Source organism: Frankia sp. CgKIO3, assembly GCF_977946435.1.
Window position 1 is genome coordinate 1 of record NZ_CDWTMO010000156.1, and the last position, 9,563, is coordinate 9,563.

Sequence of the window (9,563 nt, forward strand, 5' to 3'; positions counted from 1 at the left end):
AGATCCCTAAGGCCACTGACCTGGCTGGCGCGAGGAAAGGCCTGGCATGAGGAAAAGCCAGGTCACCCAGGCGGTGCCGGTGCCGCCGCCGCTGCGTCCCGACGACCGGTTCGGAAACGTCGTCGACCGGATCCGCACCGTCGTCGCGATCTGCCACGACGTCGTGGCGGTCCGCGACGAACACCGTGCCGTTACCTTCGCCCAGCTCGTCGCCTGGGTGGACGTCGTCGCCGACCGCATCCTTCGGGAGCCCGCCGCGGCCGACCCGGACACGCCCGTCGCGGTGCTGTTGCCCCACGGCGCGAGCGGGATCGCCGCCGTCTTGGGCGTTATCGCGAGCGGCCGGCCTTGCGTGCCCCTCGACAGGATGCATCCCACCGACCGTCTCGCTCAGGTCGTGGGACTGGCGGGGGCCTCGGTGTGCGTCACCGGACCGACTGGCTCCGCCGACCAGCGGACTGCCGCCGCGCTGCCGGGGATCGTGGAGACTATCGACGTCGGCGACGAGCGCGTCGCCGACTGGTCCCCGGCGCTGGCTGACCGGGTGGCGTCGACCGCGCCGCGCCGGGCCGATACCGATCCAGCTGTGCTCATCTTCACCTCCGGGTCGACCGGAGTACCGAAGGGTGTCGTGTGGCACCACCGCGCCCTGCTGGGCATCCACTACGCCATCCAGGCCCAGGACGTGATGCGGCTGGTTCCGAGCGACCGTCTGCCGCTCTTCCTGCCCTACTCCTTCATCTCGGGGATGAACCGGATGGTCGGTGGCCTGGTCTTTGGCACCACCCTCGAGATGTACGACCCTCGGGTCCGCGGCGTCCGCGACCTGGCCGACTGGCTGCGCACCACCCGGCCGGCCGGCATCGTGGCCACGCCGGCGCTGATCCGGACCGTGTTCGGCTGCCTTGAGCCGGACGAGGTGCTCGACGACCTCCGATTCGTCATGTCGGTCGGCGAGGCGATCTACGCCCGCGACGTCGAGTTGGCCCGCCACCACCTACCGCCGGCCGCGGCGTTCCTGGTCTCCTACGGAGCCTCGGAGCTCGGCACGGCGACCTGCGCCCCGATCTGGTCGGACGAGGACCTACCCGACGGCGTGATGCCGGCCGGGCGGCCGGTGGTCGACGTCGCGGTGAGGGTGGTCTCGCCGGATGGCATCGAGATGCCGCCCGGTGAGACGGGTGAGATCGTCGTGACGGGCCACTTCATCACGGGGGGCTACTGGCGGGCGGCGGCGGCGAGCGCATCGCGGTTCGGCATCGGGCCGGACGGCACACCCACCTACCGCACCGGAGACCTCGGGCGCATCGACGCCAGCGGCCAGCTCAGGGTTGTCGGCCGCACCGACGCGGCCGTGAAGATCCGCGGGTACCTCGTCGAGCCGATCGAAATCGAGTCCGCCCTGCTGGCGAGCTCAGATGTGCTCGAGGCCGTCGTCGTGGCCGACAGGACCACGCAGCGGGCCCGCCTGGTCGCCTACGTCGTCCCCGTGACCGGCGCCCGGGTCTCACCGGCCTCGATCAGGCGCCTGCTACGGGCCAAGCTGCCGTCCTACATGGTGCCGGCCACCGTCATGCTGGTCACCGCACTACCGAGGACCGACCGCAGCAAGGTCGACCGACTGAACCTGCCCCCCGCCGGTCCGAAACCCAGTCAGGACCCGCCCCGCGACCAGTGGGAAGAGGCCGTCGCCGACGTGTGGGCCGCCGCCCTGCACCTCGACGACGTCGGTATCCACGACGACTTCGTCGAACTCGGCGGCGATTCCCTCATCGCCGAAGAGCTCCTTACCAGGGTCGCCGACGAACTCGGTGTCAAACTCCCCACCTCCACCGTCGCCGAGTTCACCGCCCGCCTGCGCAATACCGGCACCGACGTCCTACGCCACCCCACCGTCGTTCCGCTGCGCACCACCGGCAGCGGCCGGCCCCTCTTCTGCTTCTGCGGCGCCGGCGGCCTCGCCGTCGGCATGCTTGGCTTTGCCCGCCACTTCGACGGCGAACGCCCCGTCTACGGCATCCAAGCCCACGGCCTCGAATACCGCGGCCTCCCCGACTGGTCCATCCACGCCGCCGCCCGCCGCCACGCCCGCACCCTGCGCCTACTCCAACCCACCGGCCCCTACCACCTCGCCGGCCACTCCTTCGGCGGCCTCGTCGCCTTCGAAACCGCGAGGCTCCTCACCGAGGCCGACGAGCACGTCGAACTGCTCGTCCTCATCGACAGCTTCCTGCCCGACACGTCCTCCGGCGTCTTCGCGGGAGGAGTGCTGCCCTCTCAGCTTCCAGTTCCAGGGGGACCGGCCACGAGTTCGAATCCGGCCCCGGCCTTGGACCATGCGGGGGGATCGGCTATAGGCCCGGCGCGCGCGGGGGCTGCCGCACGGGTCCTGCTCGGCTGGGCCCGGCAGGCGGCCCAGCTCCCGTTGGCTGGCGTCGTTCAGTTCAAGGGCATGAACCAGTACGACGTCTTCTACAACCAATCGCGGGTGCTCACGAGGTTCTACCGGCCCAAGCCCTGGAACGGGCGGGCGCTGGTCTACCTGGCGGCCGCCTCGCCGCCGCACCGTGGGCGGCGACCACGACACCGTGCTGCGCGAACCCATCGTAAGCGAGATCGCGGCCGACATCCGGGCGGTCCTCGCCGGCCGCACCAGCTCCCGCAAGGCGTGAACGGCTGCCGCTTGCGTGCTTCCGGAGTGACTGACAATCCTGGCGACCGGGAGAACGCGATCCCGTGACCAGGCCGACAGCGAAAGGTCCGTGTTCGTGAGGGTGCAGGACGCAATCAATGTCGAGGACTTCCGGGAACTGGCGCGCCGCAGGCTTCCCCGGGCGGTTTTCGACGCCATGGAGGGCGGAGCCGGCGACGAGGTGTCGCTCAGGCGTAACCGCACGGCGTTCGACCGCATCGAGTTCCGCCCGCGGCCGCTCGCCGACGTCGCCACGCGAGACCTCTCGACGACCGTGTTCGGCGAGCGGCTGTCGATGCCGATCATGCTGGCGCCCACGGGCGCGGGCCTCCTCGCGCGATCGTCCGCGGAGATCGCTGTGGCGAGGGCCGCGGCGCGGGCGGACATCGTGTACATACAGAGCACCGTGGCAGTCTTCCCCCTCGAGAATGTCGCCGCGCGCTCGACTGGCACGCTGTGGTACCAGCTCTACCTGCCCCCCAACCGCGCCGAGGTCGGGAACCTCGTCCGGCGGATCGCGGCGGCGGGTTACCGGGCCCTGGCCATCACCATCGACACGCCGGTCCTGGGCAACCGTGAGCGCGACACCCGCAACAAGCTCATAAGTCGGCCGCCGCATCCCAAGATGCTGCTGCAGGGGGCCAGCAAGCCGGCGTGGGCGACCGATTTCATCCGCGGCAAATTCGACTTCATGGGCACATTCGAATTTATGCGCGGCCAATTCAGCGCCGGCCGTCCCGGCGGCCCGTCCCGGCTGAGCCTCAACCAGACCCGAGCGGCAATCAAATCGTCGTCGGACTGCGTCACCTGGGAGGACGTCGAGCGGATCCGGTCGTTGTGGGAAGGCCCGTTGCTCCTCAAGGGCCTGATGCGCGGGGACGAGTGCGACCGGCTCGTCGAGCTGGGCGTCGACGGTGTCGTGGTCTCGAACCACGGCGGGCGGCAGCTGGACGGCGTCCCCGCGACCATCGATATCCTGCCGGAGGTGGTTGACGCGGCGGCGCGCAGGCTCACGGTGTTCCTCGACGGAGGTGTCCGGCGAGGCAACGACGTGGCCAAGGCGCTGGCCCTCGGCGCCGCGGGGGTCTTCGTGGGTCGGCCCTACCTGTACGGCCTCGCCGCGGGCGGCGAGGCCGGTGTCCTACGGATGATTGAGCTGCTGCGCGTGGAATTCGACCACGCGATGGCACTGCTCGGCGCCGCGACCATGGCGGACCTCGACCGCGGCCTCGTCTCGGGCGCACGTATCCCCAGCACCCTCTCACCGTCGACGCGATAGGCCATGCCTGTCGACGGCCGAGTTGGGCCGCTTGGCGACCTTCCGTCACCGCCTGCTACCTTGACGGCATGCTCTCCGTGTCGTGGCAGGGACCCGGCACCGTCGGTCTCCGGACAGCCGTCGGCGAACATTCGTATGCCAGAGGTGTGCACTACGCCCAGCAGAGCGCGGTCACGAGGATCGACTGGGACCCCGACGAGAACACCCTCCGGGGCCGGGTGCGTGGCAGCGGCGGCGAGGTCTACGCGACGAGCGCGCAGTTCTCGGGTGACGGTCCGTCCTCTTGGACGTTCCAGTACGGCTCGTGCACCTGCCCGGTGGGCGTCGACTGCAAGCACGTCGTGGCACTGGTGCTGACGGCCACGACAGGCGCGACGGCCACGGCGAACGCGGCAACGGGTGCGGCGGCGGCCCCCAGCCCATCGGCGCGGCGGTCCGGGTCCTCCCCGCGGTCGGCTCAGCCGCGGTTTTGTCCCGGTCGGCTGCCTGGACCGAGGACCTGGGAGAGCTGCTGGGTGCCTCGCCCGCCGTTGGCGGCGGCCACGGCGGGGCCGCCGGGACGACGCCGTTGGCCGTCGAGCTGAGCTTCACGGCGGATCCGCCGGCCCACGGCGGCGGATCCGAGCTGGGCCTGCGGGTCACGGCCCGGCTGGGTCAACGCCATCGGGTGGGACGCCCTCAACGCGGCGTACCAGACCCGCGAGTACCTGCAGCCGCAGGTACGGCTGCTGCAGGAGTTCTTCGCCGTGTACCGGGCCCATGACGAGCGGTACGGGTGCTCATACTACTCCTCCTATTCTTCCGGCGGCGCGAAACGGCTCGATCTCTGCGCGTTCGAAAGCCGTCAGCTCTGGCCGATGCTCGACGAGGCCGAGGCGGTCGGCCTCCGGTTCGTGCACGCCCGCAAGAAGCTCGGCGACGTGAGCCGGTATGGTTCCGCGGAGCTGTGCCTGAACGTCACCCGGGACGAGAGCACGAAGTCGCTGGTCGTGGCTCCCCTGCTCCGCCTCGGCGGGACGCCGACGGACGCCGCCGTGTTCTCGTTCATCGGCCGCGAGGGCCATGGCGTCGTGTACGTCGACCGGGCGGAGGTCCTGGCCTCCGACGACCATCGGGACTGGCACGTCCGGCTCGCGCGGCTCGCCCAGCCGGTGCCGCCGCGGCTGCAGCGGATGGCGGTCGGGAACCGGAGCCTGCGGGTGCCCCGCAGCGAGGAGTCCCGCTTCCGCACGGAGTTCTACCCGCGTCTGCGGCGCCTGGCCCCCGTCGTGTCCAGCGACGGCTCCTTCGAGCCGCCGGAGGTGCCGCCGCCAGCCCTGGTGCTGCACGGCCTCCTACGGTGACGACCACGAGCTCGACCTCACCTGGGGATGGGCCTACGAGGTTGGCGGCGAGCGGATCCACGTGCCGCTGTACGCGACGGAGCCTGACGGCCCCGAACCGCCCGGCACGATGCTGCCCGCCGCGGAACCGGACGGGTGCGGGATCCGCGCCAGGAGCAGGACGCGTTGCGGGACGTGCTGGCGGCGCTGGATCTGCCCTCCGGCACGGCCGCCCTGCTCGCCGGTGACCAGGGTTCCGGTCTGCGGCCACGGGTGCGGCTGCGCGGCGTCGACACGATGCGCGCGACGACGGAGCTGCTCCCGTTGCTGACAGACCGGCCCGGGGTGGCCGTCGAGGTCAGCGGTGACCCGGCGGCCTACCGGGAGGCCGGCGACTCGCTGCTCATCGGCCTGTCCACCGACGACGTGGTAGGCGAGACCGACTGGTTCGATCTCGGGGTCACCGTCACCGTGGAGGGCCGGCAAGTGCCGTTCACGGACGTCTTCCTGGCGCTGAGTCAGGGGCAGTCGCACCTACTCCTCGCCGACGGCGCCTACTTCAGCCTGCAGAAGCCCGAGCTGCAGATGTTGCGGCGGCTGATCGAGGAGGCGCGGGCGCTACAGGACTCACCCGGCGGTCCGCTGCGGATCAGTCGGTTCCAGATCGGGCTGTGGGAGGAGCTCGCCGGGCTCGGTGTGGTCGAGCGCCAGGCGCGGTCGTGGCGCCAGCAGGTGACGGGGCTGCTGGAGCTGGGGGCCGAGGGCCAGCTCGAACAGGAGCCGCCGGCGACGCTCGCGGCGACGTTGCGCTCCTACCAGCTCGACGGTTTCCGGTGGCTGGCGTTCCTGTGGAAGTACCGGCTGGGCGGGGTGCTCGCCGACGACATGGGCCTGGGAAAGACGCTGCAGACGCTGGCACTGGTCTGCCACGCCCGGCAGGCCGATCCCGAACTCGCGCCGTTCCTCGTCGTCGCGCCGACGAGCGTCGTGTCGAACTGGGCCGCGGAGGCGGCCCGGTTCGCGCCCGGGCTGCGAACGGTGGCGATCTCCGACACGCAGCGGCGCCGCGGCGAGGCCCTCGACGAGGCGGTGTCGGGCGCCGACCTGGTGATCATCTCGTACACGCTCTTCCGCCTCGAGCACGAGGAGTACGCGAGCCTGGCCTGGTCGGGTCTGATCCTCGACGAAGCCCAGATGATCAAGAATCATCAGTCGAAGGCCTACCGGTGCGCCCGGCTGCTGCCGGCGCCGTTCAAACTGGCCGTCACCGGGACCCCGATGGAGAACAACCTGATGGAGCTGTGGTCGCTGCTGTCGGTGACCGCACCCGGCCTGTTCCCGAACCCGACCCGCTTCCGCGACTACTACGCCCGGCCGGTCGAGAAGCAGAACGACGTCGAGCTGCTCGCCCAGCTCCGACGGCGGATCAGGCCGCTGATGACGCGCCGCACCAAGGAACAGGTCGCGCCCGAGCTCCCGCCGAAGCAGGAACAGGTCCTGGAGGTGAACCTGCACCCGCGGCACCGCAGGCTCTACCAGACCTACCTGCAACGGGAACGGCAGAAGGTGCTGGGCCTGGTCGACGACATGAACCGCAACCGCTTCACGATCCTGCGCTCGCTGACCCTGCTGCGCCAGCTCAGCCTGCACGCTGGCCTGGTGGACGACCACCACGGGGACCTGCCGTGCGCCAAGATCGACGCTCTGTTCGAGCAGCTCACCGACGTCGTCGACAGTGGTCACCGGGCCCTGGTCTTCAGCCAGTTCACCGGGTTTCTCGGCAAGGTACGCGAACGGTTGTCCGCCCTCGGTGTGGAGCACTGCTACCTCGACGGCCGGACCCGCGACCGGTCCACCGTGCTCGAACGGTTCAAGACGGGGTCGGCCCCGGTTTTTCTCGTCAGCCTGAAAGCCGGCGGGTTCGGCCTGAACCTGACCGAGGCGGACTACTGTTTCCTGCTCGATCCGTGGTGGAATCCCGCGACCGAGGAACAGGCGGTGGACCGGACGCACCGCATCGGGCAGTCCCGCAACGTCATGGTCTACCGCCTCGTCGCCCGGGACACGATCGAGGAGAAGGTGATGGCGATGAAGGACCGGAAGGCGCGGCTGTTCTCCAGCGTCATGGACGACGGTGACGTGTTCAGCTCGACGCTCGACGCCGACGACATCCGCGAGCTGTTCGCCTGACGGCCCCCGGACCGCCCCCTGCCTCGTGGCCGGCTGGCCTGACGGGCGCGGGCGGGTTCACCCGGTTCACCCGGTTCCACCGATGGGCGCCCATCGGGGCCTGCGGCCGGGCCGTCGACCGGCGGTTAGGCGAGGTCAGGGCGTCGGCGCCTGTCAGGGTGACGACGTCGGGTTCCACGCACCGGGGCGGGCCTCTACGGTGATGCCTCGTGCGGGTCATCTGGGCGGCGTTGGCCGCGATCGTCGTGTCCGTCGGGGTATTGACCGGCTGCAACGGTTCCTCCGCGGCGGACGCGGCCGCGGAGGACACGGCCGCGGCTGGGACATCGGTGAGCACATCGGCGGTGCCGATCGCGGCCGCCGGGGAGTGCGGGGGCAGGGTGACCGACCTCGCCGGGGTCGAGAAACTCCTCTCCGAACCGGTCGGCTGCCCAGGCGGCACAAACAGTTTCTGGCACGGCGAGCTCGGCGACGCGTGGACACCGCCGCGGTTCGTCCCCTACCGGGACGGCCAGGTTCCGCAGGACGCCTGCGGCGCACAGGTGGACGATCCCAAGCAGTTCGCGGGCAACGCACTGTACTGCCAGCTCGACGACACCGTCGCCTACAGCGTCGACTTCATGACGGAGCTGTTCCAGGCGGGTGGAGCGTCCTACCCGCTGTTTATGATCATGCACGAGCTGGGTCATCGGGGCGCCCGGATCGGCGGGACGATCGGCGTGGTGTCGCGCGCGGAGGAGAACCAGGCCGACTGCTTCGCCGGCCGCCAGGCCAAGAGCGCGCACGACGCCAAGCGCATCGCGTTCACCGACGCGCTGCAGGGCGCGCTGCTGTTCTACAGCATCGGCGACACCCGCGACAGCGGCTGGTTCGACCAGGAGGCGGCCTCCGCCCCCGACGCCCACGGCACCCCCCGTCAACGCGCCCAGGCCTTCTCCTTCGGCTACCTGCGCGACAGCGACACCTGCCACCGGCTCAGCCAGTCCGAGAGCGGAAGCGTGCCGCTGTTCTGACCCAGCTACGCCTGTCCCGTGCCGGGTTTGATAGAGGCAGTCAAACCAGGAGGAAGTGGACGATATGGGCGTGCCGAGGAAGTACCCCGATGAGCTGCGGGAACGGGCGATCCGGCTGGTGCTGGGGGTCAGGGCCGAGGCGGGGACGGGCGCGAAGGGTGCGTGCCAGTGGATCGGGGCTTAGCTGGGGATCTCGCCGGAGACGCTGCGGGTCTGGGTCGTGAAGGCCGCGGTTGAGGCGGGAACGAAGCGGGGTGTGCCGACTGAGGTGGCCGCCCGGTTGGCTGCGCTGGGGCGGGAGAACCGGGAACTGCGGCGGGCGAACGAGATCCTGAAGTCGGCGTCGGCTTTTCGCGGCGGAGCTCGGCCGCCCGCGCCGGTAGTCCACGACTACATCGACCAGAACAAACAGAAGTTCGGGGTCGAGCCGATCTGTGCGGTGTTGAAGGACGCCGGTGTCCAGGTCGCCCCGAGCGCCTACTACGCCGCGGGGAAACGGCCGCCGTCGGCCCGGGCGATCACCGACGAAGAGACCCTGAAGGAGATCAGGCGGATTCATGCCGAGAACTACGGTGTCTCCGGGGTGCGGAAGGTCTTCGCGCAGCTTGACCGCGAGGGCGGGATCGCCGGCCGGCACGTCGCCCGCTGTACGGTGGCCCGGCTCCTGCGCGGGGACGGCCTGCGTGGGGTGTCATGGGTGCGCTCACCGTGCACGACGGTCCGGGCGAAGGGTCCGGACCGTCGGCCTGAGGTGGTGCGACGGAAGTTCGTCGCGTCGGCGCCGGACAGGCTGTGGGTCGCTGATATCAGCTATGGATTTGCATTGAAATAACTTGATTATTCTATGTCGGGTCTACGGGAAGTGAACATGTAGTTCCACTCGCCGTGGAAACTGTCGCGCTCGAACGGAATCTCTTCCTGTTCTTTCTTGGATAGCTTGATCCTTGTCGGGTAGTCGGCCGGTTCGAGTGCGTACCGGACGACGAGGCCTGTCGTGGTGGTCGTGCTGGCGATGAGGTTTACCATGGTCTCGTAGGTCGTGAGCGGCCGGCCGTGCCAGGTGACGC

General features: G+C 70.1%; 8 protein-coding genes and 1 other annotated feature. Of the genes, 7 read left to right on the top strand and 1 reads right to left on the bottom strand.

The genetic code is table 11. The features are described 5' to 3' along the window. Positions 1–46: 46 nt before the first annotated feature. From AC08OJ_RS15880 to AC08OJ_RS15910, 7 genes are all read left to right on the top strand, one after another. A complete protein-coding gene (locus tag AC08OJ_RS15880) occupies positions 47–2,740 on the top strand; it encodes an AMP-binding protein (protein ID WP_476596128.1) in 2,694 nt (897 codons plus the stop codon). Between the two features lie 28 nt (positions 2,741–2,768). Continuing rightward, complete coding sequence (locus AC08OJ_RS15885) at positions 2,769–3,971, top strand: alpha-hydroxy acid oxidase (protein WP_476596129.1); 1,203 nt, start codon at positions 2,769–2,771, stop codon at positions 3,969–3,971. Positions 3,972–4,039: 68 nt separating this feature from the next. Beyond that, a complete protein-coding gene (locus AC08OJ_RS15890; RefSeq protein WP_476593865.1) occupies positions 4,040–4,555 on the top strand; it encodes an SWIM zinc finger family protein in 516 nt (171 codons plus the stop codon). Between the two features lie 162 nt (positions 4,556–4,717). Next, positions 4,718–5,314, top strand: coding sequence for a hypothetical protein (locus tag AC08OJ_RS15895; protein WP_476593864.1), 597 nt, complete (start codon positions 4,718–4,720; stop codon positions 5,312–5,314). Between the two features lie 135 nt (positions 5,315–5,449). Then, complete coding sequence (locus AC08OJ_RS15900) at positions 5,450–7,483, top strand: DEAD/DEAH box helicase (protein WP_476596130.1); 2,034 nt, start codon at positions 5,450–5,452, stop codon at positions 7,481–7,483. A gap of 209 nt (positions 7,484–7,692) precedes the next feature. Further along, positions 7,693–8,496: a neutral zinc metallopeptidase gene (locus tag AC08OJ_RS15905; protein WP_476596131.1), complete on the top strand. Its 804-nt coding sequence runs from the start codon at positions 7,693–7,695 to the stop codon at positions 8,494–8,496. Between the two features lie 256 nt (positions 8,497–8,752). Next, complete coding sequence (locus AC08OJ_RS15910; RefSeq protein WP_476596132.1) at positions 8,753–9,328, top strand: IS3 family transposase; 576 nt, start codon at positions 8,753–8,755, stop codon at positions 9,326–9,328. Next, positions 8,842–8,968, top strand: a sequence feature (AL1L pseudoknot). (Overlaps the previous gene by 127 nt.) A gap of 5 nt (positions 9,329–9,333) precedes the next feature. Here the strand turns inward: AC08OJ_RS15910 and AC08OJ_RS15915 are convergent. Then, on the bottom strand, positions 9,334–9,563 hold a 230-nt coding region (locus AC08OJ_RS15915), incomplete at its 5' end, for an ISAzo13-like element transposase-related protein (RefSeq protein ID WP_476596133.1).

What these genes read in the sequence shown, in the direction of transcription:
- AC08OJ_RS15880 (WP_476596128.1), top strand. Translation starts at nt 47, where the DNA reads ATGAGGAAAAGCCAGGTCACCCAGGCGGTGCCGGTGCCGCCGCCGCTG.
- AC08OJ_RS15890 (WP_476593865.1), top strand. Translation starts at nt 4,040, where the DNA reads ATGCTCTCCGTGTCGTGGCAGGGACCCGGCACCGTCGGTCTCCGGACA.